The organism is Priestia sp. 10L35 (assembly GCF_056395685.1).
The window spans coordinates 63,147-85,884 of sequence record NZ_JBFTKA010000004.1 but is presented as its reverse complement, the minus strand read 5'-3'; the positions used below and the strand labels follow the sequence as shown (position 1 = coordinate 85,884).

The window sequence follows — 22,738 nt, the reverse complement described above, 5'->3', positions numbered from 1 at the left end:
TGAAATAGTAAATATTTTTAGGCCTTAACCGATAACAAAGAAAAGAACGAATTGAAGGAAGGTCATGGATGAATCATCATACACATTTACTAGAAGGGACGTACAATGAGTTACTCGTTACACTCTCTTTCCTTATCGCTATTACTGCGGCGTACGCTTCTTTTGGGTTAGCTAATCGTGTGAAAATTTCCCGGGCAAAATTTATTCAGTTTTGGTTAATCAGCGGGGCATTTACATTGGGGATAGGCATTTGGTCAATGCATTTTATCGCCATGCTTGCTTTTCACCTGCCCGTAGATGTTTCATATAATTTATGGTTTGTTCTTCTCTCAATCTTGGGAGCGATAACGGGATGTTATATAGGCCTCTACCTCATTCACAAACAAAAGAAAAGTATAAAAGCACTTATCATTGCAGGGAGCTTTATGGGAGCGGGAATTGTTTTTATGCACTATTTGGGCATGATGGCTATGGACCCAATTATGATTTCGTATGATCCATTTATCGTTTTTCTCTCTATTCTTATTGCTGTTGCTGCTTCTAATACAGCTTTGTGGCTTGGTTTTTATTCAAAGCTAAATGAAGGGAAGCTTACCGTTTTTGCTAAGGTTATTTGTTCTACTATTATGGGCATTGCTATTGCAGGTATGCACTATACGGGCATGCAGGCAGCTTCTTTTTCAGGAATGTCAATGTCTGAACACTCAAACGGTTTTGCCTTAAATCCAATATATTTATCCGTCGTTATTGTTTTTTTTATTGTCTGCCTATTTACGGCTGTGTTTTTAACCATTTTTATGGATCGACGCGTACAAAAACAAGAAGTTTTAAAATGGGCTTTTTTTGAATCCGCTCTGGATGCTATTTTGGTGATCGATGAAAAAAGACATGTTTTATCGCTCAATTATGCAGCGGAAACGCTTTTCTCTCTTAAAGCATCAGATGTAATCGGGAGTAATGTTGTTAAGCTGCTGCCCTTCTACGAATTTTCTTCTCTACAAGATGGACGAACTGAGCACTCCCTTTTGATAAGTAATAGAGAAGTTACGGTTGAGATAACGGTGATGGCGGTAGGAATTGAAGAGACGGTTGAGTATATGCTGTATATCCGCAATATGACGCAAGAGCGCGAAGCGGAAAAAACGTTGATTGAAGCAAAAAATCGCTATGAAAACTTGTTTTACTCCTCTCCATTGGCAATTATGGTCCATCGAGAAGAAGAGGTCGTGTCTGTGAATGATGCTATGATTCAGCTTTTAGGAGTAACGGAAGACCAGCTCGTTGGTAAATCGTTATATGATTTCTTTTCATATGAACAAGTTCCCGATATTAAAAAAGGATTGAAGGCAGTAAAGGATAGAAAAGATGAGCCAAGATCTCCATTAGCTCAGTTGAAAATGTTTAATGCGTTAGGTAAGGAACTCTTTTTAGAAGTAAAATCTACGCTCATTCAAATTAATGGAGAGACGCTTTTTCAGACAGTAACTAGAGATGTAACGGAACAGAAAAAAGCTCAAGAATCGCTTCAATATATGGCTTTTCACGATATGCTAACAGATTTACCAAATCGAAGTATGTTTTCAAGCATTGTAGAGAAATCCATTGATTCAGCAGCTGCTTCAGGAAAAAAGCTTCATTTCTTATTTTTAGACCTAGATCGTTTCAAACAGGTAAATGACACGCTTGGTCATCATGCTGGAGATCAGCTTATGCTTCAGGTTGTCGATCGAATGAAGAGCTGCATAAGAAACCAAGATGTGCTTTCGCGTTTTGGAGGAGATGAGTTTTTAGTTTTACTGCATGATAGGACTGATGAAGAAGTGAAAAAAATCTGTCAATCATTAAATGACTGCTTATCCACTCCTTTTGTAGTGCTATCGAGAGATGTTTATTTAGGGGTAAGCATCGGAGTTAGTTTATTTCCTAAAGATGGAAAATTGCTTGAAGTGCTAGTTCGCCATGCTGATTTAGCGATGTACGAAGTCAAAAAACAAGGGCGTAATCATTATCTGTTTTATCAAAAAGAAATGCAGGTTCATACTACGCGACGAATGAGAATTGAAGATGGGTTACGCAAGGCTTTTGAGCTGGGCGAAATGGAGCTTCACTATCAGCCGAAAGTCAATATTCAAAGTGGCCATATTGTTGGAGTGGAGGCTTTAATCCGGTGGACTCATGCCGAGATGGGCGTCATTTCTCCCGCAGAATTTATTCCGATTGCTGAAGAAACAGGCGTTATTGTTACACTGACGAAATGGGTATTAAAAAAAGCGTGCCATCAAAATAAGTATTGGCAGCTTCAAGGACTTCCTCCCTTAAAAATGAGTGTGAACATATCAAGCGTGGATTTTGGCACAACTGATTTTGTTGATTATGTGTTAGGTGTCTTGCGTGAAGTAGAGTTAGAATCACGATATTTAGAACTTGAAATTACAGAAAGTGTAACGATGAAGCATGTTGAGCAAACAATCGAAAAGCTACAAATCTTAAAAGATGCAGGAGTATTTATTTCAATTGATGATTTTGGCTCAGGATACTCCTCGTTTAGCTATATTCAGAAGCTGCCTATTCATACGCTGAAAATTGACCGGTCTTTTATTAAAGATTTAGATCCTAATACAACGGAAGTATCGATTGTCAGAGCCATTATTACACTAGCCAAAAGTTTGCAGCTATCCGTCGTAGCAGAAGGTGTAGAAGAAGTTGAACAAGTAGAACTTCTTCATAAAGAAAAATGTGATGAAGTGCAGGGATACTATTTCTCCAAACCGATTTCAGCGGAGGAATTTTATGAGAAATTTCATAAAATCGAAGAAAAAATGGAATTTGTTCATTAATGTAAAAAGCCGTTCTTATTTAAAAGAACGGCTTTTAATTATTGGTTATTTCGATATACATAAGGGTCCTTTGGAGCCTGCTCCCGCTTCACTTTTGTTACTTTCAAAACAGGAATGGTTTTTTTGAACGGCTGATAATACATTGTACTGACTTCACCTGTAACAGTTGCCCAGTCGTCATTTTTAAAAGCAGCGTCATCTGGAAACTCAATGAGCATTCCAAACACCCCTGAATCTGCAATACAATGAATAATACCAAAGCGAAAGAGAAAATACTGATTCTTTTTTAGCTCCTTCGTTTGATACATAAATCCTTTAAATGAGATGGTTTTGCCACTGAATTGACCAGGATATCGGTAAATAGTTTCCATTGCATTTAAAAATTCCTCATCTTCTAAGTTGATATTCTCTCCTTTAGAAAATTTTTTAAGGTCATGATGAATCATTTGGTCATAGGCTTCTTCGCCGTAAAAAGAACTTGTATCCGGCTGTAAAAATTGATGAGAAGAATAAGGATCTTTTTTATCATAAATAGGAAAATGAAATCCTTTAGCTTCAACAATGTTAGAATCAAGGGTTGCGACAGGTAAAAATAAGACAGTGAATACAGGTAAAATATAAATTGGGTACCATGCTCTTCGTTTCCATTTGCTTTCTTGATGGTTATGGGCGCATCCGCAGCTACAATCATCATCATGTTTTTTAGGGCCTATCATGTAAAAGATTAATTCTGCGATAGTTAAAAACCAAAGTACAAAGATAGTACCAAATGAAATCCAAGAATATTTCATATTAATATATTTTGAGATATCCCCAGTTGCATGAAGGTGCATGAAGATGAACGTAAACCCTATTAAAATTAAAATACGAATCATGCTAAATCCCTCCTTATTAATGAACAATTAAGATCGAAACAATAAGTACTAAAATAAAGACATAAGCCAAAAGTGTAAAGACAAATTTAGTCTTAAACTGGCCTAGCATCATCAGCGTATTCTTAATGTCAAACATTGGGCCGAATACCAAGAATGAAACAATAGCACTGTCTGTAAACGTACTGCGAAACGAGGAAGCGATAAACGCATCTGCAGAAGAGCAAAGCGATAATACATATGCAAGTCCCATCATTACCGCGTTTGATGAAACATCGCCTTGACCTAATGAAAATAGAGTAGATGTCTTAACAAACGTCTGCATCCCGGCTGCAATTAATCCTCCGATAATCAGAAATTTCCCAACAGAAAAAAACTCATCAATAGTATGACGGGTAGCTTCTGAAACCTTCGCACTCATTTTTTTGGGGGAAGTATGCAGGTGAACCTCACGTTTCGTCTGAGGTGTTTTAAACTGAAAACTTAAAATGAAACCTACAAGTAAGGAAACAATAAAAGCCACTCCTGCACGATACAATACTATCTTCCAATCATTACCGAAGGCTACAAAGGTAGAAAATAAAACAACTGGATTAATAATAGGACCTGTTAACATAAAAGGAATAGCAGCATAAAGAGGAACTCCTTTTGCCATTAAACGTCTAGTAATAGGAACAATTCCACATTCGCAGGCTGGAAAAAGAGCTCCAATCACACTAGCTAATAGGACAGCACCTATTTTATTTTTAGGAATAACTCGAGCCATCATTTCATCAGTTACAAAAATTTGAATAATTCCTGAAATGATCACGCCCAGTAATACAAAGGGAAGGGCTTCAATGAGAATACTAATAAATATAGTATTCATTTGTAATAGAGACGAATTCACTATCTTCACTCCAAAATTAAGATTATTTAAAAGTGCGTTAGTACAATAAAGTTGAATATGGTCAACTTACAGATAGTGTATCGTAAAAAAGGGAGGGAATAAAGCTTTTTCAAGAAAGGGATTAAAAGGATTCTTCTGTTATTTATTCAAGAAATGTCCCATATTACGAGAAAACTATTGACGCACCTTTAATTAACAGATAACATTGATGATAATGATTATCAGCGTCAAACAGAGTATATACATAGGAGGAAGCGTTAAAATGAAGCAAGTTAAAAAGATTAGACTTGCCAGTGTAGCTGCTATTGTTTCTATTTTATTTGTTCTAGCAGGATGCGGGTCAACTCAAAATTCATCAAAAGAAAATTCAGATAATAGTCAAAAGATATCTGTGCAGCATGAGCTGGGAAAAACAAAAGTTCCTGAAAATCCCAAAAAAGTAGTTGTGCTTGAACTATCCTTTGTAGATGCTTTGCAAGGTTTAGGAATGAAGCCAGTAGGAATTGCAGACGACAACAAAAAAGATATGATTGAAAAACTCGTAGATGGGAAGATCAATTATACTTCAGTAGGAACACGTCAACAGCCAAATTTAGAAGTAATTAGTTCCCTGCAGCCGGACTTAATTATTGCCGATGTGCAGCGTCATAAAGCAATCTATAAAGAATTAAACAAAATTGCACCTACAATTGAATTGAAAAGTCGTGAATCTACATATGAAGAAAATATAGATTCATTTAAAACAATTGCGAAAGCAGTAGGAAAAGAAAAAAAAGCACAACAGCGCTTAAATGAGCATGAAGAAACAATTTCAAAATTAAAAAATGAGTTAAAAGAAGAAAGTGGTCAGATAGTCTTACCAGCAGTTGTCAGAGATACTTCTTTCCAAGCGCATACATCTTCTTCTTATGACGGAGAGTTCCTTGAAAAGCTAGGATTGAAGAACGCTGTACAAGACAAAGAAGCATATGCTGAGATGAATTTAGAACAGTTGTCAGACATTAATCCAGATATTTTAATCCTAGCAAATAACGAAGGTAAACTTGTAACAGATGAATGGAAAACAAATCCTCTTTGGAAAAATTTAAAAGCTGTTAAAAATGATAAAGTTTTTGTAGTAGACCGTGATTTATGGACAAGATTCCGAGGAGTGATTTCAGCTGAGGCAATTGGAAAAGATACGGTTAAGTTACTAAACAATAAGCAGCAGTAACATAACAGAGTCTGACAAAGAGGCGAGAATAGTTATTCTATTCTTGCTTCTATTTGTTTAGAAAAGAAAACTGTAGAAAGTGTGTTGGAAATGACAAATCTTGTCCAAAAGCAAAAAATGAATAAATACATTGTGTTGGTAGCTAGCGTTTGTTTGTTAATCATTGGAATGATTTTGCATGTGGCTGTGGGATCTTCTGCTGTCAGCTTTACAGAAGTAATTAAAGCAATTTTTGCGCCTGATGACTCTAAGCAGACAACAATCGTACAGACGCTTAGACTGCCAAGAGCTGTGCTGGCAGCTCTTATTGGAGCCAGCTTGGCAGTTGCTGGAGCATTGATGCAAGCTATTACACGAAATTCGCTTGCCTCACCCCAAGTGTTTGGAGTAAATGCTGGTGCTTCATTAGCGATTGTAATAGCTTTTATTTTATTTCCTGACCTTACCTCTCAATCAACTGTTTATATTGCCTTTTTAGGAGCAGCTTTAGGAGGAATAACTGTTTATTTGTTCGCATCGGGCGGAAAGATAACTCATGTGAAACTAGCACTTGCCGGAATGGCTGTGCATTTATTTTTATCGTCACTTACTCAAGGAGTAATTGTGCTAAATGAACAAGCTACGGACGTTTTGTATTGGCTTGTAGGTTCTATTAACGGGAAAGACTGGACTCATGTGAAAATTCTTTTACCTTGGTCGTTTCTAGGTCTTCTCCTAGCTTTTGGATCATCTCGCTCTATATCGATCCTAGTATTAGGAGAAAATATGGCAACAGGATTAGGAGAAAAGGTAAAATGGATTCGCTTTTTTGCAGGTATACTAGTCATTATGCTCGCCGGTGCATCTGTTGCCGTTGCGGGGCCAATTGGATTTGTAGGTCTCATTGTACCTCATATAGCTAGAAAATTGGTAGGAGGAGACTACCAGCGAATTCTGCCATTTTCAGCTATATTAGGAGCCATTTTGCTTGTTTATGCTGATGTACTGTCTCGTTTCATTGCATATCCTTTTGAGTCGCCAGTAGGGATTGTAACAGCTCTTATTGGAGCGCCTTTCTTTTTATACCTTGCTAGAAAGGGGAGGAATATTAAGCAATGAAAAGAAAACACCCTTATCAAATGTTAAGTATCTTATTGTTAGGTTTAATAATTACGATTGTAATTAGCTTAGGGATAGGAGCCGTTTATATTTCCCCGGGAGAAATCTTTCAGCAAATAATTGGAAGTTCTCAAGGGAGTTCATTTATTTTAACGAATTATCGTATTCCACGCACCCTCATTGCTATTGTTGTAGGTGCGGCTTTAGCAGTAGCAGGAGCTATTTTGCAAGGGATATTAAAAAATCCACTAGCTTCTCCCGATGTTATCGGTGTCACAAAAGGAGCGGGGCTATTCGCCGTTTTTATCTTAATTGTATTTCCAACTGCTTCTGTGCTTCTGCTGCCACTTTCAGCTTTTTTAGGAGCAGCAGCTATAGCCGTTATACTTATGGTGTTTTCCTACTCTCAAGGAGCTAAACCTCATACGCTGGCTTTAGTTGGCGTAGCGTTAGGAGCTATTTGTCAGGCTGGAATTCAGTATTTTATGATTAAGTTTCCAGATGACGTGAATACAACTCTTCTTTGGCTCACAGGAAGTTTATGGGGAAGAGGCTGGAGTGAGCTTGGGATGTTAATTCCTTGTGTTGTACTCGTGCCTGTTATTATTATATTTGCATCTAAGCTCGACATTTTAAACTTAGGGGATGAGATTGCAGTTGGCTTAGGAGAGCGAACAACATACGTTCGTTATACACTATTGAGTATGGCTGTGATATTGGCAGGGTTATCTGTAGCTGTGGTTGGGTCAATTGGTTTTATTGGTTTAATTGCTCCTCATATTGGTAGGAGGCTAGTAGGAAGCCGTTCGAAGTTCTTGTTACCAGTTTCAGCAGCAGTAGGTGCTTTATTCCTGCTAATTGCTGACAGTTTAGGAAGAGGGGTTATGCCGCCCGTTGAGATTCCAGCTGGAATTGTAACAGCTGTTATTGGCGCCCCTTATTTTCTATATTTACTGCGCCGTGAACAGAAAAAATAGAGGAAAGGAGGAACAGTAATGACAAAATTAACTGCTGAAAAGCTTTCACTATCATATGATTCAACTTCAGTTATTCATAATATTGACCTTCACATTCCAGAAGGAAAGGTAAGTATAATCATTGGATCAAATGGCTCTGGAAAGTCAACAATCCTTCGTTCATTGGCTCGTTTATTAAAGCCTACAGAAGGAAGTATATATTTAAATGGAAAAGATATTCATCGTCATTCATCAAAAGAAGTAGCAAAAAAACTGGCTATTTTGCCTCAAGCTCCTGAAGCTCCTGAAGATTTAACAGTAAAAGAGCTTTGCTATTACGGTCGTCACCCTCATAAGGGCTTATTTGCTCGCTATTCTGCTGAAGATCATCAAATTGTAGAGGAGGCTTTACAGGCAACCAAACTGTCTGATTTAAGTCATCGTACACTGGATGCTCTCTCTGGAGGACAGCGTCAGAGGGCCTGGATTGCAATGGCATTAGCGCAGGGTACGGAGCTTCTACTTTTGGATGAGCCTACCACATATTTAGATTTAGCTCATCAGATTGAAGTGCTTGAACTTCTTCGTTCTTTAAACCAAAAGAGAAATTGTACAATTGTGATGGTCTTACACGATCTAAACCAAGCAGCTCGCTATGCAGACCATTTAATCAGTATTTCAAACGGCCAGATTTACAAAGAAGGTTCTTCTGCTCAAGTATTTACAGAAGAAATGATAAGAGATGTGTTTAATTTATCTTCAACTATCATTCAAAATCCGGTCGATGGTTCACCTTTATGCATACCAACTGGAATCATAAAATAAACTGCATTTTAAAACAGCGTACTATTTTTGCATAGTACGCTGTTTTACATTTAAGGTCAGAGCTAACAGTTTATACAATACATAGATTCCAAGGTATGCCCCGGTTGATAAAAAAGCTGAATTTAAAAAGATTGCATGGATGCTCGTCATAAAAACAGCATGGTTTTTTAAGATACGATAGATAGAAGCAGCGGCTATATTTCCAAATACTAGCGCTGAAAGAAGGGCTAGCGTATTAAAAACTAGCTCTGCTCCTTTCCATTTGAGTGAGAAAAAGAGCATGATAATAGGAATAATGACACTTCCAGAAACTAACAGAAAAATCAATGGACCATCTCCAATACGTTATCTTATTATTACATAAGATAATGTTTTTGCTTATTTTTAGATAGTCTTCCCTTTTTATAGTCTGTTAAGCTTTTTTCTTCCATTTTTTACTTATATAAAAAAGTAAGATGATGGATAAAACCATTAAAATTATTTTGCCTTGCATAGATCCTTGTGAAAGATGATAAACCGAATAAACTTCAATAAAAAGCGCTGGAATTTTTCCAAGTGCGCTAGCAGAAATGAATACCGCAAAGGAGCCTTTTCCTACAGCGCTGAAGAATGTAATGAGGCCTGATGGAACAAAGGGAAGTAAACGCAAAGAAAGAATCAATATAAAACTCTCTTTCCCTTGTACGCGCAGCAGTTTCAGCGACTTGGAGCGAGAAAGTGTTTTTGTATGAACAAGTGTACGGAAACCTTTTCGATACAGCCAAAAAGAGAGAGCTGCACCTAAAACTTCTCCAATAAAAGAAAGTAAAAATCCGTTCCAAAAACCAAATAATTTTACGTTTACGAACGTAAGGGGTGCACTTGGAAATACGCCCGTAATGCTAATAAGAATGTTCAAGAGAATGCTGATAAACCCAGCTGCTTCTAAATGTTCAAGCAGAAATGTTTGAAGATAGTCAGTCATGGTTATACTCCCATTTATGTTTTACTTGTAGGGCTATTTTAGATGGTTTTCTACTATTATATAATTTTTGGCATGAAATAAGTAGGTAAGCAGTTTATAAAAAACGAAACAGGGTAACTACTTACTAATGAAAGATGATTTACTGATTTGAAGGGATGGACAACTCATGTTGAAATTTTTGCTTGTTATTGTAGTGGTATTATTAATTATTATGATTTTTAAACGCTTTATCCGAAAATGAAAATGCTAACTAAGCAGCTCGTGGGATCTTTCTCACGAGCTCTTTTGCGGAGCTATTCAATAGCTCAACAATACACTTTTTACCTGTGATGAATATCACTGCAGCTAGGGAAATGAAGGGATAAGATAGAAATGGGAGGGAGGTATATGGAATTATTATTCTATCTCAGCACTTATTTATCAGGGGGAGCTATTGCATTATGGCTAATTAATGCAGCATTTAATGGATTATTAAAATAACAGAGGGAGAGAAAATGAACGATTCTAAAGGTATATTTAACGATAAAGAAAGAAAGCTTGCTCGCTATTTGGAGACGTACACAACTGAGCAGATTTTAACTGAAGCAGGCATGTCTTCGTCTGTTGCGCTATATGAGTTGAAAAAAATAAGATTACCGCGGGCAGTTGCTAATACGATTGTTTATTACGTACTGGCAACAAATAATCAAAAGCTGGTTATGTACAAACTGCTCATGTTAGCTGGCGTTTGTAAAAAGCTTGGCATTCAAGATGCACAGGCAGCCCTCACTTTTATCAAAAAATATTACGTTTGTCATCAGCATTTACACTAGAAAGTACATTTGTCTGAGGGGGAAAAGAGATGAATATTGTCCCGTTTAAGCAGCGTTCATCTGCAAAAAATGATCAAGGCAGAGAACAGCCGTTTCAATGTTTCATTGAGGGAGATCGATTTCAGTTAGATTTGTATATGACATATTTATTTCATCGCTGCCATTCTAGCAGGTATAGATATAACCGTGCTAACAGAAAGGGTAGGATGTAATGATAAAATACCAGTGGTAGCGGCTTCATTTTTCCTGATGGAATAATGAAGCCGTTTGTTGTGTTAGAAAGAATGATTTACTATGATGTAGTTAATGATAAAAGAAAAAGGAAGGGAAGGAACGTAATGGATTTACGTAAGTGGGAATATTGGATTTCAAAGCTCGAGCTTCAGCCTCATCCAGAAGGAGGGTTTTATAAACAAACCTATCGCTCCAATGATGAAATTTCTGATAAAGAAGTGTCATCGCAGTTTGATGATAAACGATTTCTATACACGAGTATTTACTTTTTATTAAGGTCTCAAGATGTATCGCATTTCCACCGGCTGCAATCAGATGAACTATGGTACTATCATGGGGGAAGTCCTTTAACCATTCATATTATTTACCGCGACGGAACCTATCAAGAAGTAAAACTAGGTACAAACTTAGAAAATGGAGAAGTTCCTCAATTTTTAGTTCCAAGAGATACGATTTTTGGTTCTTCTGTGGCAAATGAGAATACGTTTTCTCTCGTTGGATGCATGGTCGCACCAGGTTTTGATTTCCGTGACTTTGAATTATTCACAAAACAACAGCTGCTTGATGAATTCCCCGAGCATGTTGTGATCATCGACAAATTAGGGTACGATAAATTGCCAAATGCTTAAAAAGCATGCATCTCGGTTTGATGCATGCTTTTTTCATTTGAACCAGCCTTTTTCCTTAAAGCGAGTAATGGCTTCAATGCGGTTCTTTACTTCGAGTTTGTCCAGAATGGTAGAAATATAATTGCGCACCGTTCCAGTCTTAATAGATAGTTCGTCAGCAATTTCTTTTGTGTTTTTTCCATCAGCTACTAGAGCTAATACTTCTTTCTCTCTAGCTGTAAGAGGACTGGTAGATTCACTATATAAGTCATCCACTAATTCTGGAGCATAGAGGCGTCTGCCTGCCATCACGCTTCGAATGGAATTTGCGAGTTCTTCACTCGGACTATCTTTTAGCAAGTATCCGCTTACGCCTGCTTTCAAAGCTCTTTGAAAATAGCCGGAGCGAGCGAACGTTGTCAAAATGATGACTTTGCAGTTTAAATCTTTCAGTTCCTCTGCAGCTTCAAGCCCAGTTTTAAGAGGCATCTCGATATCCATTACGCATATATCTGGCTGGTGCTGCTTAGCAAGTGATACCGCTTGTTCCCCATTTGAAGCTTTTCCGACAACTTCCATGTCATCTTCCAAATTTAACAAAGAGCCTAAAGCCCCTAACATCATTTGCTGATCTTCGGCAATAACAATTCGAATCATAATTGTTCCTCCTTAATATGTTTAACGATGTTTGGAACTGTAATATGAATAATCGTCCCCCCTTGACTGGAGATATCAAGATGGCCGTTTACAAACTCCAGCCGTTCTTTCATTCCTAAAAGACCGTTTCCTTTCCAGCAGGTTTTCTTCGTATTAATACCAACTCCATTGTCTTCTACCGTTATGCCTACTTCTTTTGCAGACTGATGTAAAGTAATCGTGCAAACGGTGGCTTGACTATGTTTGACCACATTGGTTACTGCTTCTTTTAAGCACATGCTAAGAATATTTTCAATTAGCAACGACACATTCTCTAATGAAATGGCTTCTTCTCCTACAAACTTAATTTCGGCAGCTTCTAAAAGCTCTTGAACGCGTTTTAGTTCTTCACTAAGGCGGATTCCACGCATTTGAGAAACCATGTTTCTCACTTCATTAAGAGCCGTGCGCGCTGTTTGCTGGACATCTTTTAATTCTGATTTTGCTTTTTCAGGATCTTTTGTAATAAGTTTTCTTGCTAAATCACTTTTTAGACCGATAAGAGACAGCTTTTGTCCTAACGTATCGTGCAGATCGCGAGCTATCCGCTGGCGTTCTTCCTGTTTTACAAGCTCAGAAATACGTTTATTTGCATCTTCAAGCTGTTCTTCCAGCCGGTCTCGCTTCTTCCGATTATAAATGCTAAATGGCAGTACAATCACACTGATGGAAATTACAAAAATGAAAGGCAGCTGTTTTAAAAAGATCTCTTCTTGCATAACAACGTTAAAGTTTACCGAAATAACGGTGCTAATTAAATGAACAGCATACAAAGTGAAGAAAGCGAGTCGTTTTTGGATATTTCCAATAAAATAAGCGATAAAAAAAGCAAAGTAAAAGGCAAAGTAAATATAATTGAAAATAGTTGTCAGGGCTAAGGAAATAACGATTAACAAAGCCGTCCATACGTAAACGGACTTGCCTGTTGAAACAAACGCAAAACGATAGAAAATAAAAAATAAGATGGTGAGTAACGAACCAACAATAATGTGATTCATGGATGAAGACTGTAAAATAAAATAAAATGGTAGAATGACAAATACCGTCCATATGTACGGAGATAGCCCAGTGATTTTTTGGAAAAACGTATATTTTTTCATAAAGAACCTCGTTTACTTGTTAAAATACACTATTAGTTTACCACAAAGTAGAACGAAATAAGTTTAGAGAGATAGATAAAACAGTCAAGCTTTTGAAAGCTTGACTGTTTTGTTTTATTAAAGTTCTGCTTTTGTTTGAGATGACATTCTGCTTGCTTTTGGTGCAGCTGAGCGTGTTTTTATTTCTTTAAAGCTCACAAACATTTTGTTTTCTTCATCCCATAGACGGAATCGAAGAGAGCGAAGACTTGTTGCGAGTGTAATGGTTGGTACATTTTGAAGAGGCTGCGTGTGTTGATGAACAGCTTCAAGCTTATAGTTTGGCACTCTTGGGCTTAAATGATGTACATGGTGAAACCCAATATTGCCTGTTAGCCATTGCAATAGTTTTGGAAGCTTGTAAAATGAACTTCCTTCAACGGCAGCTTTTACATAATCCCAGTGCTCATCTTCTTCAAAATAAGAATCTTCAAACTGATGCTGTACATAAAACAGCCAAATTCCAATTGAACCTGAAATGAAGAAAATCGGTCCTTGAATTAATAGGAACGCCTGCCACCCTACCAACCAGCAGGTCGCTGCTGCTAATGCAACGATCAATACATTTGTAAGATACGTATTCATTCTTTCTTGTTTCTTCGCATTTTTTTGATTGAATCGGTTTGTAATCAAAAATACATATATAGGTCCCACGCCGAACATAATGAACGGATTGCGATAGATACGGTAAGCGATTTTTTTCCAAATAGAAGCTTCTTTATATTCTGTTACGGTTAACACCCAAATGTCACCCGTACCTCTTTTATCTAAGTTGCTGCTTGTTGCATGGTGAATTGCATGGCTATGTCCCCATTGACTGTAAGGGAACATCGTTAAGACACCGGTAATGGTTCCGAGAATTTTATTGTGTTGTCTACTTTTAAAGAAAGAGTAGTGACAACAGTCATGAAAAATAATGAATATTCTTACTAAAAATCCTGCTGCGATAACAGTTAGCGGAAATGCTAAAAAATAAGAAATTGATAGGCTCTCATAAGCGAGAAACCACAGTGTGAAAAAAGGTAAAAAAGTATTAATCAATTGTCTTATGCTGTCTTTCATTACTGCTTTTTCAAAAGGTGCAACTTGTTTTCGTAAATTCTTTTGTTTTTGTATAGTCATATGAAATTCCTTTCATCACCGTATATTACCCTCAGTATAAAGAGATTTTTCTGACTATTTAAGACATACGTGTCATATAGAAACCATGACAGTTGTCATATATACGTAGGGGGAAGCTGTAAAAAATGAAAAAAAGCGGTATTTAACAGTCTGCGGTTCTGATAAAATTATACAGTGAAGGCTTATTGCTACGGAGTATTTAAGAAGAAAAAAGGAGTTTGAAATGAATAAAAGAAATAGATGGGTATATCTTCTTCTAGCTTTTGGGATCATGGGAGCAGGCCTTTTATCAAGAAAACTTACCGCGTATCTTCCTCACATCGTAAATATATATGCGGGAGATTCGTTATGGGCCTTAATGATTTTTGTCAGCGCGGGTTTTTTGTTTCCTGCATGGAGGATAAAAATGACTGGTATGTTTGCTATAGTGTTTTGTTACTTCATTGAATTTACACAGTTGTATCACGCTCGGTGGATTGATGACATAAGAAAGACTGCGCTAGGAGGGCTCATTCTGGGGTATGGCTTCTTATGGAGCGATATACTGGCTTATTCGATTGGAGTCGGGGTAGGAATGAGCTCGGAATATTATAGATATCGATTTAAAAGATCCGCCTAGCAAATACGGTTCAACGAATTTTAGAACTCAGCTGAGGATGGAATAAGACGTAAGGTTATGAAGCAGGATGTATATACATAAAAATAAACTTATGCATAAAAATTTTTCACTTAAAACCAATTGTCTATTCGTTGAACGAGAGGAAGAGAGGGGATTATTTGAACTTAATAGCCTGGATGATTATTGCATGTGAAATCGCTTTTTGGATAGTCATCCTTTTAGGATTAGCAGCAAGGTATATGTTTAAAAAACAAAAGCTCAGTTTTTTTATTTTAGCTCTAACACCTGTTGTTGATTTTTTTCTTCTGATTGTGACGAGCGTAGACCTTTACGGAGGTGCTACAGCGACCTATGCTCACGCTATTGCAGCCGTGTATATTGGAATTTCGATCGCTTTTGGAAAAAGTATGATTCAATGGGCAGACGAACGCTTTCAATATTATGTGATGAAAAGCGGAGAAAAACCCCGTAGGCGCTATGGAAAAGAATATGCAAAGCATTATTTTAAGTCATGGCTACAGCATCTTGTTGCTTACGCTATTGGAGCAGCTCTTTTAGCGGCGATGATGTATATAGTACCAAATGGAAAAACCAACGTGCTGCAAAATGTAGTGGAATTTTGGACAGTTATTGTAGGAATTGATTTCTTATTATCTCTTTCTAATTTCGTTTGGCCTAAAAAAGAAAAAGAGTCCGGTTATACCAACTTATAAAAAGACATCGTCATGCGTGTGAAGCAAAAAACCTCCCCGTAAGGAGGTTTTTTGTTTTACCATCCAGGGTATAGGTATATGAATGATGCTTGTCTAAGGTAGTTCAGTTTAGTTGCTTAAGCGGCTAAACTGCTTTTTGTGCAAATATATGTACAATTTAGGTAGCATGCATGATAAGAATTCTGTGTATTCCATATACTACCTCATATGAAAGATAGACAAGTGATACAATACAGTTTGTTTTTAGGAGAGCTTTTATGAAAAAACGCCGGTTGGACTTTATTTTTTTATTTATTATTTTACTTTCCATTTATGCTTTCTTTTTTACCTCTATTGATGTTCATTGGAAGTATGCCTTAGTTGGATTATATGGTGTCATCATTTTCATTTGTATGTATTCACTTATGCTTGAAAATCGAACGCCTGAAAGTACGTTGGTTTGGATGTATGTCCTCTTTTTCTTCCCTGTTGCAGGTTTTTTCTTTTATTTGTATTCAGGACAGCTCTATTTAAAGGGGCATATGTTTAAAAAAAAGCGTATGCATAACCGAGAGATGCTTAGAAAGATGGCAGACAAAGAAACGACGCCTGATCTATCGCCGCTTCAATCGCATCAGCGTTACTTTGCTCAGTATCTTCAATGTGTATCTTTGACAAAGATGAATGTTCATACAAAAACCTACGTCCTTAAGAACGGGCAAGAAACGTTTAATGAAATCAAAAAGCATCTGCAATCAGCACAACAGTTTATTCATATGGAATACTATATGTTTCACTCAGATTCTCTAGGAAAAGAAATCATTGATATTTTAATAAAAAAAGCAAGCGAAGGTATAGAAGTGCGCTTTACATTCGATACAATGGGAAGTTTTACACTATCGGGTTCAGATATTAAACGAATGAAAAAAGCGAATATTAAAGTGCATCCTTTCTTACCTATTAAGTATGGATTTTTCAATCAAAAATTCAACTTTCGAAACCACCGTAAAATAGTCGTAATTGACGGGGAAGTAGGTTTTGTAGGGGGATTGAATGTTGGGGATGAGTATTTAGGAAAAAACAAAAAAATTGGTTTTTGGAGAGATACTCATCTGATGCTAAAAGGAGAATCTGTTCAAACCTTGCATTCGATCTTTATGTTCGATTGGGAATACGTTTCTGGGGAATGCTTAATTAACGATGAAGCGTATACAAAGCCTCATCCTGTTGAAGGAGAAGGCTTTGTGCAAGTGGTGGCGACAGGGCCAGATACGCAGGAAAATATGAGTGATTATTACTATACTATGATTACAAGCGCGACGAAATCAATCTGGATTTCAACTCCTTATTTTGTTCCAAATGAAGCCATAAGAACCGCCCTTCGTATTGCGGCTAGAAAAGGTGTAGAGGTACGGATTATGGTACCCGAAATTAATGATGGCTTTCTGACTCAATATGGAACTAGGTCATATTTTGCTGAACTTCTTCGATGTGGAATTGAAGTATATTCGTATAGAAAAGGGTTTTTGCATCAAAAAATTGTGATTATAGACGGAGATATGGCTTCGGTCGGTACTGCAAATATGGATATGAGAAGTTTTCATCTGAACTTTGAAGTTAATGCATTTTTAATTGAAGGAGAGACGATTCAAACGCTCATCAAAAATTACGAAGAAGATATTGAAGACAGTCATTTGATCAAACCAGTAGCATTTTACAAGCGAAGCTTAGTAGAACGTTCGAAAGAGTCATTTGCACGCTTATTTTCAGGTGTTTTATAAAATAAAGTTTGTTTTCAAAAAGCAGGAGGAAACGTATGGGTGAATCTCCATTTGTTAAAAAAGATACGTTTGGTCGAAAGTTACATCGCTTAAAAGAACGTACTAAGCCATTTGTCGTACGTTTTTCACGGTTTGGTCATGTGGCTCAAGGTGTGGTCTATTTTATCATCGGTATATTAGCGATTCAGACAGCTTTCGGATTAAAAGGCGATTTAGTTACTTCTCAAGGAGCCCTGCACACAATTGCAAAGCAGCCGTTTGGATTTTTGATTTTAATTGTCTTGGCAGTAGGTTTAAGTGGATATGCGTTTTGGCAAATCATTTCTGCTATTTTTGATCCTCACCACGTTGGGCATGGGGTAAAAGGCGTTTTCACTCGTTTGGGCTATTTAGTTGTAGCGACGTTTTATATTAGTCTTTGTGCGAGTTCGGTGAAAATTTTGCTTCATGCTCACGTTCATACCTCAGGTAAGCATTATCAAACGGTATCAGCCAAGCTGTTATCTTATCCCTTTGGGCAAACCATCATTGCGCTTACAGGTATCGGCGTTATTATCTTTGGGATTGGACAAGTATATTGGGCTCTTTCAGGACGCTTCTTAAAAAAACTAAAGAAAAACGAAATGTCAAAAGAAGAGTGGCGATGGAGCGGGCATATTGGAAAAGCAGGTATTATTGCTCGAAGTATCGTCTTTGGCATTATTGGTTTCTTTCTTATTCGCACGGCTCTTCAAGCGGATCCAGACGAAACGAAAGGATTAGATGGAGCCCTTGCTGAAGTAGCACAGCGTCCTTTTGGGTCTATACTGCTGGCTATCGTATCAATCGGGCTTATGGCATACGGAGTATATATGTTTGCAGAATCAAGGTATAAACGAATTGATCCTTAATAAAATTAAAAAGATGAAAAAGCTACTTTTTGACCTTCTGCTCATATCATATAGCAGATAGATAATGAACAGGAGGAGAGGCAGATGCCATCGGTAGTAGGAGCCGTAAATATCTCGAATGTATTGGTTTCATCTTCAGTGGAGTTTGGTGATTGTCTGGCTATTAAGCCAAAAAGTACAGCTTTTACAACAGTCGGTTCTGGCAGCGGGAACACAGGGAATTTTATGAATATTACAAGCAGTTCCAGTACCGCTAATACAATTGATATGGATATTAAGGATCAAAATGTAGTGGGAAATGCATAAGAAACGAAAGCTTATCGTCATCGGACGGTAAGCTTTTTTATTTGTATTTCACGTATACCCAGACGTTTCTTTACCACAATGTACCTCTAGGATTCTATCTTATAGGAGTAGTAAACTAGACAGGTGATGTCAAAAAGTGGGGAGGCGAAATTATAAAATGAAGAAAATATGTATGAGCCTGATCGTTCTCTGTCTTTTCAGTGGAGGATTGGCCCCGATGAGTAAAGGAGCCGCTGCTTCTTCAGTGGGCACTGTCAAAGGTGACAACGTAAACGTATATCGTTCTCCTTCCTTACATTCTTCTGTTATGCAGACAGTGAAAAAAGGAGAAGAATTTCCTGTCATTTCATCTGAAGCTGGAGATGCAGCTCAGGTTACTACTCATACGGTAGTGCCGGGAAATACACTATGGTTATTAGCTAAGCAATACGGTGTAACAGTCAGTGATCTAATAAAACAAAATCAGCTAAAAAAGACGGAGCTGATTCCAGGGCAAACGCTGAAAATACCACCAAAAGGCTTGTTACATAAAGTAGTATCAGGAGATACGCTTTGGAAAGTCTCCGTAAAGTACGGTGTAAAAGCAAATGAATTAACAAAGTTAAATCAGCTATCCTCAACAAATATTAAGCCCGGACAAACGCTTATTATTCCTGATTACTATATACAAGTACAGCTTTTGGAAGGGAAAAAGGGCTGGATCAAAAAATCTGATTTAGTGCAAAAGAAGCATCAGCCTGTAGTTATGGGTTGGAGCTTTAATGAAAAAACAGCAGGCTATACAGAATCGATGAAGCAAAAGAATTTAGACGTTGTTTCACCTCGTTGGTTTACGCTAACGTCGAATGACAAAGTTGTTTCATCTTCTATAAATGAATCATATGTTCAAACGGCTCATAAAAACGGCAAAAAAGTCTGGCCGCTTATTGGCAACAATTTTGATGATGTACTTACAAGTGATGTGCTAAGCAATAAAGCAAAGCGGAAAAAGCTTGTATCATCAATAGAAAGTTCGCTAGTAAAAACAAACAGCGATGGGATCAATGTTGACTTTGAAAACATTAATATCAAAAACAAACAAGATTTTGTTTTATTTATTAAAGAATTAAAAGCAGTGTTAAAACCTCATGGTATGACTATTTCAGTAGACGTAACAAGAGAAAATAATGATCCTTTTTGGTCGGGAAGCTTTGATAGGAAACAGATTGGTCAAGTGGCAGACTATGTCATTATGATGGGATATGAAGAACACTGGGGAGGAAGTCAGGTTCCAGGATCTGTTGCTTCACTGCCTTGGGTGAAAGAAGGCGCACAACTTCTTATGAAAGATGTACCTGCACACAAAATCCTTCTGGGAGTTCCTTTTTATACGCGAGAATGGAAAACGGACCTATCGACCAAAAAAGTTGTCACAAAAGACTTAACGATGAAAGAAGCCGAAGCTGTTATCTCTTCTAAAAAGTTAGCTGAAAAATGGGATAGCCAAGCCTCACAGTACTATGTAGAATACACGGAAAATGGTACGAAGCATCAAATATGGCTCGAAGACAAAGCATCTATGCAGCGCCGGGTTAAATTAATTAATGACTATCATTTAGGTGGGGCGGCAGCTTGGTATATTGGTTCAGAAACCTCAGATATATGGGAGTTATACAACTTTTAAATAAAAAACACACCTCTTGCTTGATTTAGTGAGGTGTGTTTTTTATTTGCATCATAATGAAGCGCATACATCTATTTACAAACGAGATAAATTTTACAATATTTGTTTTTCTTGAGTTAATTTATAACTATATTCCAAAATGAGCCTATTTAACCTTTTTTTAGTTGAAAACGCTTAATGACTTTACGATAAAGATAATTTATAGTAAATTCAGTTTCTATACAATAAATTTACTAAATTAACAATTAAGTGATTTAATTATTAACTAAGTGAAAGGAATGAATGTTATGGGAAAAGTATTAGTAATAGGCTTTCCAGGTGAAGGACATGTGAATCCTTCTTTAGGAATTGTAAAAGAGTTGATGGCTCAAGGGGAAAAGGTCGTCTATTATGGCATTGAAGACTATGCTGAAAAAATTCGGAAATCAGGCGCGGAATTTCGTGAATACGAAGATTTTCGTCCAAGTCTTGATATGAGCAACCGGATGACAAATGAAGAGTCTTATGACCGCTATGAAATAATGAATTTGTTTTTAAATGAATCTGAAAATATTATTACTAAAATTATGAGTGAAACGAAACATGAAACATATGATTATGTACTTTATGATTATCACCTTTTAGCAGGTTCCGCTGTGGCCGACCTTCTTCAGCTTCCGAAGGTTTCTCTTTGTACAACATTTGCGTTAAATAAGGAGTTAGCAACTTGTATGATGCCAAGTGGTCAAACAGAACCTGACCAATCTTCCTTTTATCCTCAATTCGAAAAATCATTAAATAAGTTCAACAACCAATATAATACTCAGTTAAAAGATTCCATTGACATTATGTCGAATCCAGGGGATATTACGCTAGTATTTACGTCAGAATTCTTTCAGCCAAACGTATCTGAATTTACGAGTGAGTACAAGTTTATTGGTCCTTCAATTGTTAAACGATTAGACATTGAAGATCCTTCTTACTTACAAAATGAAAATGAAAAAATTATTTTTGTTTCTATGGGAACTATTTTTAATCAGCAGCTAGAAATCTATAACTTATGTGTAGAAGCATTAAAAGATTTTGAGGGTAAAGTTATTTTATCTATTGGTAAAAATACCAAACCTGAAGAATTAGCACACATTCCAGAAAACTTCGTTGTGAAACAATACGTACCGCAGCTAGAAATTTTAAAACGTGCGGATTTATTCATTACTCACGGCGGAATGAACAGCAGCAGTGAAGGTTTATACTACGATACGCCCCTTGTCGTTATTCCAATGGCAGTGGATCAATTTATGGTTGGCGATCGCGTGCAGGAGTTAGGAGCAGGTGTAAAATTAGATAAAAATAATGTATCTGCTGAGCTAATCAAAAAGACAGTTAACGACGTTTTAACTACTCACACATATAAACAGCATGCACAACAAATTGGAGAATCACTTCGCTCAGCGGGAGGATACAAGCAAGGAGTGAAAGAAATTTTCAATGTGGTGCCTGTCAAAGCGTAATAGATGTAAGGCAGCTAGATAACTAACAGAGAGGAGTAAATATAATATGCAGACTATAAAAAAAGCAGTTATACCAGCAGCAGGGTTAGGTACTCGTTTTTTACCCGTTACAAAATCTATCCCAAAAGAAATGCTTCCAATTGTAAATAAGCCCGTAATTCAATTTATTGTAGAAGAAGCCTTAAAATCAGGAATCGAAGATATTTTAATTGTTACAGGAAACGGGAAACAAGCAATTGAAAATCATTTTGATCACAATATTCAACTGGAGCACTTGCTTCATCAAAAGGGAAAAACTGAACTATTAGAAGAAATGGAGCATATCTCTGAATTAGCGAATATTCATTACGTTCGTCAAAAAGAAATGAAGGGCCTTGGCCATGCAATTGGCTGTGCTCGACAGTTTATTGGAAACGAACCGTTTGCAGTTTTACTTGGAGATGACTTAACAGACCCAGATCAGCCTTGTTTAAAACAGCTGATTGACCAGTATAATCAAACGGGATCATCGGTTATCGGCGTACAGCGCGTAGAGGAAGAATCCGTTCACCGTTACGGGATTATAGATCCAAAAGCAAATAAAAACCGGTTATACGAAGTGAATGGTTTTGTAGAAAAACCATCAGTCGAAGAAGCTCCGTCTAATTTAGGAATTATTGGACGCTATGTATTTACACCTGACATTTTTGATTATCTTGAAACGCAGGAAGCTGGAAAAGGCGGGGAAATTCAGCTAACAGATGCTATTCAGCGTATGAATATAGACCGTTCTATTTATGCTTACGAATTCGAGGGCGAACGTTATGATGCAGGAGAAAAGTTAGATTTTATTTTTACGACTCTTGCTTTTGCATTAAAAGATGAAGAATTAAAAGCACCTCTTTTGACCAAATTCAAAGAACTTATCAGCAAAGAAGAACAAAAAGAAAAAATTGCTGTACAAATTGGAAAATAACCTTCATTTACACACCTTTCTTCTACTTTTTCTTGAAGAAAGGTGCATTTTTTTTGCGGAAATGGAACGTTTGACAG

General features: G+C 37.0%; 23 protein-coding genes. 16 read left to right on the top strand and 7 right to left on the bottom strand.

The window, feature by feature from the left end:
- Positions 1–68: 68 nt before the first annotated feature.
- Positions 69–2,837: a bifunctional diguanylate cyclase/phosphodiesterase gene (locus tag AC1DEF_RS16025; protein ID WP_318331119.1), complete on the top strand. Its 2,769-nt coding sequence runs from the start codon at positions 69–71 to the stop codon at positions 2,835–2,837.
- 38 nt (positions 2,838–2,875) lie between these two features.
- Here AC1DEF_RS16025 and AC1DEF_RS16020 read toward each other — a convergent pair whose 3' ends face one another.
- Positions 2,876–3,712 carry a TIGR03943 family putative permease subunit gene (locus tag AC1DEF_RS16020; protein ID WP_028408025.1) on the bottom strand — a complete coding sequence of 279 codons (837 nt, stop codon included), beginning with the start codon at positions 3,710–3,712 and terminating at the stop codon, positions 2,876–2,878.
- A 16-nt stretch (positions 3,713–3,728) separates the two neighbouring features.
- The gene (locus AC1DEF_RS16015) at positions 3,729–4,598 is read right to left on the bottom strand and encodes a permease (protein WP_043979385.1); all 870 of its coding nucleotides are present in this window, start codon (positions 4,596–4,598) and stop codon (positions 3,729–3,731) included.
- Between the two features lie 262 nt (positions 4,599–4,860).
- On the opposite strand from AC1DEF_RS16015, the gene AC1DEF_RS16010 reads away from it, so the two are divergent.
- The 4 genes from AC1DEF_RS16010 (at position 4,861) to AC1DEF_RS15995 (ending at position 8,690) form a co-directional block, all read left to right on the top strand.
- The gene (locus AC1DEF_RS16010) at positions 4,861–5,811 is read left to right on the top strand and encodes an ABC transporter substrate-binding protein (protein WP_097823943.1); all 951 of its coding nucleotides are present in this window, start codon (positions 4,861–4,863) and stop codon (positions 5,809–5,811) included.
- 90 nt (positions 5,812–5,901) lie between these two features.
- A complete protein-coding gene (locus AC1DEF_RS16005) occupies positions 5,902–6,909 on the top strand; it encodes a FecCD family ABC transporter permease (protein ID WP_043979380.1) in 1,008 nt (335 codons plus the stop codon).
- On the top strand, positions 6,906–7,886 hold the full coding sequence (locus AC1DEF_RS16000) for a FecCD family ABC transporter permease (RefSeq protein ID WP_097823942.1): 981 nt from the start codon (positions 6,906–6,908) through the stop codon (positions 7,884–7,886). The genes AC1DEF_RS16005 and AC1DEF_RS16000 overlap by 4 nt, the downstream gene beginning before the upstream one ends.
- An 18-nt stretch (positions 7,887–7,904) precedes the next feature.
- Positions 7,905–8,690, top strand: a complete 786-nt coding sequence (locus AC1DEF_RS15995; protein ID WP_097823941.1) for an ABC transporter ATP-binding protein — start codon at positions 7,905–7,907, stop codon at positions 8,688–8,690.
- Positions 8,691–8,711: 21 nt separating this feature from the next.
- On the opposite strand, the gene AC1DEF_RS15990 is transcribed toward AC1DEF_RS15995, so the two are convergent.
- Together AC1DEF_RS15990 and AC1DEF_RS15985 are read right to left on the bottom strand one after the other, a co-directional pair.
- Positions 8,712–9,017, bottom strand: coding sequence for a transposase (locus AC1DEF_RS15990; RefSeq protein WP_318331121.1), 306 nt, complete (start codon positions 9,015–9,017; stop codon positions 8,712–8,714).
- Between the two features lie 85 nt (positions 9,018–9,102).
- Positions 9,103–9,654: a TVP38/TMEM64 family protein gene (locus tag AC1DEF_RS15985; RefSeq protein ID WP_097823939.1), complete on the bottom strand. Its 552-nt coding sequence runs from the start codon at positions 9,652–9,654 to the stop codon at positions 9,103–9,105.
- A 494-nt stretch (positions 9,655–10,148) separates the two neighbouring features.
- On the opposite strand from AC1DEF_RS15985, the gene AC1DEF_RS15980 reads away from it, so the two are divergent.
- The 3 genes from AC1DEF_RS15980 (at position 10,149) to AC1DEF_RS15970 (ending at position 11,329) form a co-directional block, all read left to right on the top strand.
- Positions 10,149–10,466 (top strand): hypothetical protein, encoded by a 318-nt coding sequence (locus tag AC1DEF_RS15980; RefSeq protein ID WP_097823938.1) that lies wholly within the window; start codon positions 10,149–10,151, stop codon positions 10,464–10,466.
- Between the two features lie 29 nt (positions 10,467–10,495).
- On the top strand, positions 10,496–10,678 hold the full coding sequence (locus AC1DEF_RS15975) for a hypothetical protein (RefSeq protein ID WP_029324165.1): 183 nt from the start codon (positions 10,496–10,498) through the stop codon (positions 10,676–10,678).
- Between the two features lie 126 nt (positions 10,679–10,804).
- Positions 10,805–11,329, top strand: a complete 525-nt coding sequence (locus tag AC1DEF_RS15970; RefSeq protein WP_097823937.1) for a cupin domain-containing protein — start codon at positions 10,805–10,807, stop codon at positions 11,327–11,329.
- Positions 11,330–11,362: 33 nt separating this feature from the next.
- Here the strand turns inward: AC1DEF_RS15970 and AC1DEF_RS15965 are convergent, their stop codons facing one another.
- From AC1DEF_RS15965 to desA, 3 genes are all read right to left on the bottom strand, one after another.
- The gene (locus AC1DEF_RS15965) at positions 11,363–11,965 is read right to left on the bottom strand and encodes a response regulator transcription factor (RefSeq protein ID WP_013056197.1); all 603 of its coding nucleotides are present in this window, start codon (positions 11,963–11,965) and stop codon (positions 11,363–11,365) included.
- The gene (locus tag AC1DEF_RS15960) at positions 11,962–13,104 is read right to left on the bottom strand and encodes a sensor histidine kinase (RefSeq protein ID WP_025749309.1); all 1,143 of its coding nucleotides are present in this window, start codon (positions 13,102–13,104) and stop codon (positions 11,962–11,964) included. Before AC1DEF_RS15960 ends, AC1DEF_RS15965 begins: the two co-directional genes overlap by 4 nt.
- Before the next feature lie 117 nt (positions 13,105–13,221).
- Positions 13,222–14,265: a Delta(5) desaturase DesA gene (gene desA, locus AC1DEF_RS15955; RefSeq protein WP_043979367.1), complete on the bottom strand. Its 1,044-nt coding sequence runs from the start codon at positions 14,263–14,265 to the stop codon at positions 13,222–13,224.
- Between the two features lie 223 nt (positions 14,266–14,488).
- On the opposite strand from desA, the gene AC1DEF_RS15950 reads away from it, so the two are divergent.
- The 8 genes from AC1DEF_RS15950 (at position 14,489) to galU (ending at position 22,661) form a co-directional block, all read left to right on the top strand.
- The gene (locus AC1DEF_RS15950) at positions 14,489–14,884 is read left to right on the top strand and encodes a ribosomal maturation YjgA family protein (RefSeq protein ID WP_318331122.1); all 396 of its coding nucleotides are present in this window, start codon (positions 14,489–14,491) and stop codon (positions 14,882–14,884) included.
- Positions 14,885–15,042: 158 nt separating this feature from the next.
- Positions 15,043–15,597, top strand: coding sequence for a hypothetical protein (locus AC1DEF_RS15945; RefSeq protein WP_097823935.1), 555 nt, complete (start codon positions 15,043–15,045; stop codon positions 15,595–15,597).
- Positions 15,598–15,854: 257 nt separating this feature from the next.
- Positions 15,855–17,357, top strand: coding sequence for a cardiolipin synthase (gene cls / locus AC1DEF_RS15940; RefSeq protein WP_097823934.1), 1,503 nt, complete (start codon positions 15,855–15,857; stop codon positions 17,355–17,357).
- Positions 17,358–17,392: 35 nt separating this feature from the next.
- Positions 17,393–18,247: a DUF1206 domain-containing protein gene (locus AC1DEF_RS15935; protein WP_230184545.1), complete on the top strand. Its 855-nt coding sequence runs from the start codon at positions 17,393–17,395 to the stop codon at positions 18,245–18,247.
- Positions 18,248–18,331: 84 nt separating this feature from the next.
- Positions 18,332–18,553: a spore germination protein gene (locus AC1DEF_RS15930; protein ID WP_013056204.1), complete on the top strand. Its 222-nt coding sequence runs from the start codon at positions 18,332–18,334 to the stop codon at positions 18,551–18,553.
- 217 nt (positions 18,554–18,770) lie between these two features.
- Positions 18,771–20,216: a glycosyl hydrolase family 18 protein gene (locus tag AC1DEF_RS15925; RefSeq protein ID WP_097823932.1), complete on the top strand. Its 1,446-nt coding sequence runs from the start codon at positions 18,771–18,773 to the stop codon at positions 20,214–20,216.
- 287 nt (positions 20,217–20,503) lie between these two features.
- The gene (locus AC1DEF_RS15920; protein WP_057241867.1) at positions 20,504–21,706 is read left to right on the top strand and encodes a macrolide family glycosyltransferase; all 1,203 of its coding nucleotides are present in this window, start codon (positions 20,504–20,506) and stop codon (positions 21,704–21,706) included.
- Between the two features lie 46 nt (positions 21,707–21,752).
- Entirely contained in the window at positions 21,753–22,661 is a 909-nt protein-coding gene (galU, locus tag AC1DEF_RS15915) for a UTP--glucose-1-phosphate uridylyltransferase GalU (protein ID WP_097823931.1), read from the top strand.
- The last annotated feature ends 77 nt before the right edge of the window (positions 22,662–22,738 follow it).

Excerpts from the sequence above, each read along its gene's own strand:
- AC1DEF_RS16025 (WP_318331119.1), top strand. The coding sequence starts at position 69 with ATGAATCATCATACACATTTACTAGAAGGGACGTACAATGAGTTACTC.
- AC1DEF_RS16020 (WP_028408025.1), bottom strand. The coding sequence starts at position 3,712 with ATGATTCGTATTTTAATTTTAATAGGGTTTACGTTCATCTTCATGCAC.
- AC1DEF_RS16010 (WP_097823943.1), top strand. The coding sequence starts at position 4,861 with ATGAAGCAAGTTAAAAAGATTAGACTTGCCAGTGTAGCTGCTATTGTT.
- AC1DEF_RS16005 (WP_043979380.1), top strand. The coding sequence starts at position 5,902 with ATGACAAATCTTGTCCAAAAGCAAAAAATGAATAAATACATTGTGTTG.
- AC1DEF_RS16000 (WP_097823942.1), top strand. The coding sequence starts at position 6,906 with ATGAAAAGAAAACACCCTTATCAAATGTTAAGTATCTTATTGTTAGGT.
- AC1DEF_RS15995 (WP_097823941.1), top strand. The coding sequence starts at position 7,905 with ATGACAAAATTAACTGCTGAAAAGCTTTCACTATCATATGATTCAACT.
- AC1DEF_RS15985 (WP_097823939.1), bottom strand. The coding sequence starts at position 9,654 with ATGACTGACTATCTTCAAACATTTCTGCTTGAACATTTAGAAGCAGCT.
- AC1DEF_RS15980 (WP_097823938.1), top strand. The coding sequence starts at position 10,149 with ATGAACGATTCTAAAGGTATATTTAACGATAAAGAAAGAAAGCTTGCT.
- AC1DEF_RS15975 (WP_029324165.1), top strand. The coding sequence starts at position 10,496 with ATGAATATTGTCCCGTTTAAGCAGCGTTCATCTGCAAAAAATGATCAA.
- AC1DEF_RS15970 (WP_097823937.1), top strand. The coding sequence starts at position 10,805 with ATGGATTTACGTAAGTGGGAATATTGGATTTCAAAGCTCGAGCTTCAG.
- AC1DEF_RS15965 (WP_013056197.1), bottom strand. The coding sequence starts at position 11,965 with ATGATTCGAATTGTTATTGCCGAAGATCAGCAAATGATGTTAGGGGCT.
- AC1DEF_RS15960 (WP_025749309.1), bottom strand. The coding sequence starts at position 13,104 with ATGAAAAAATATACGTTTTTCCAAAAAATCACTGGGCTATCTCCGTAC.
- desA (WP_043979367.1), bottom strand. The coding sequence starts at position 14,265 with ATGACTATACAAAAACAAAAGAATTTACGAAAACAAGTTGCACCTTTT.
- AC1DEF_RS15950 (WP_318331122.1), top strand. The coding sequence starts at position 14,489 with ATGAATAAAAGAAATAGATGGGTATATCTTCTTCTAGCTTTTGGGATC.
- cls (WP_097823934.1), top strand. The coding sequence starts at position 15,855 with ATGAAAAAACGCCGGTTGGACTTTATTTTTTTATTTATTATTTTACTT.
- AC1DEF_RS15935 (WP_230184545.1), top strand. The coding sequence starts at position 17,393 with ATGGGTGAATCTCCATTTGTTAAAAAAGATACGTTTGGTCGAAAGTTA.
- AC1DEF_RS15930 (WP_013056204.1), top strand. The coding sequence starts at position 18,332 with ATGCCATCGGTAGTAGGAGCCGTAAATATCTCGAATGTATTGGTTTCA.
- AC1DEF_RS15925 (WP_097823932.1), top strand. The coding sequence starts at position 18,771 with ATGAGTAAAGGAGCCGCTGCTTCTTCAGTGGGCACTGTCAAAGGTGAC.
- AC1DEF_RS15920 (WP_057241867.1), top strand. The coding sequence starts at position 20,504 with ATGGGAAAAGTATTAGTAATAGGCTTTCCAGGTGAAGGACATGTGAAT.
- galU (WP_097823931.1), top strand. The coding sequence starts at position 21,753 with ATGCAGACTATAAAAAAAGCAGTTATACCAGCAGCAGGGTTAGGTACT.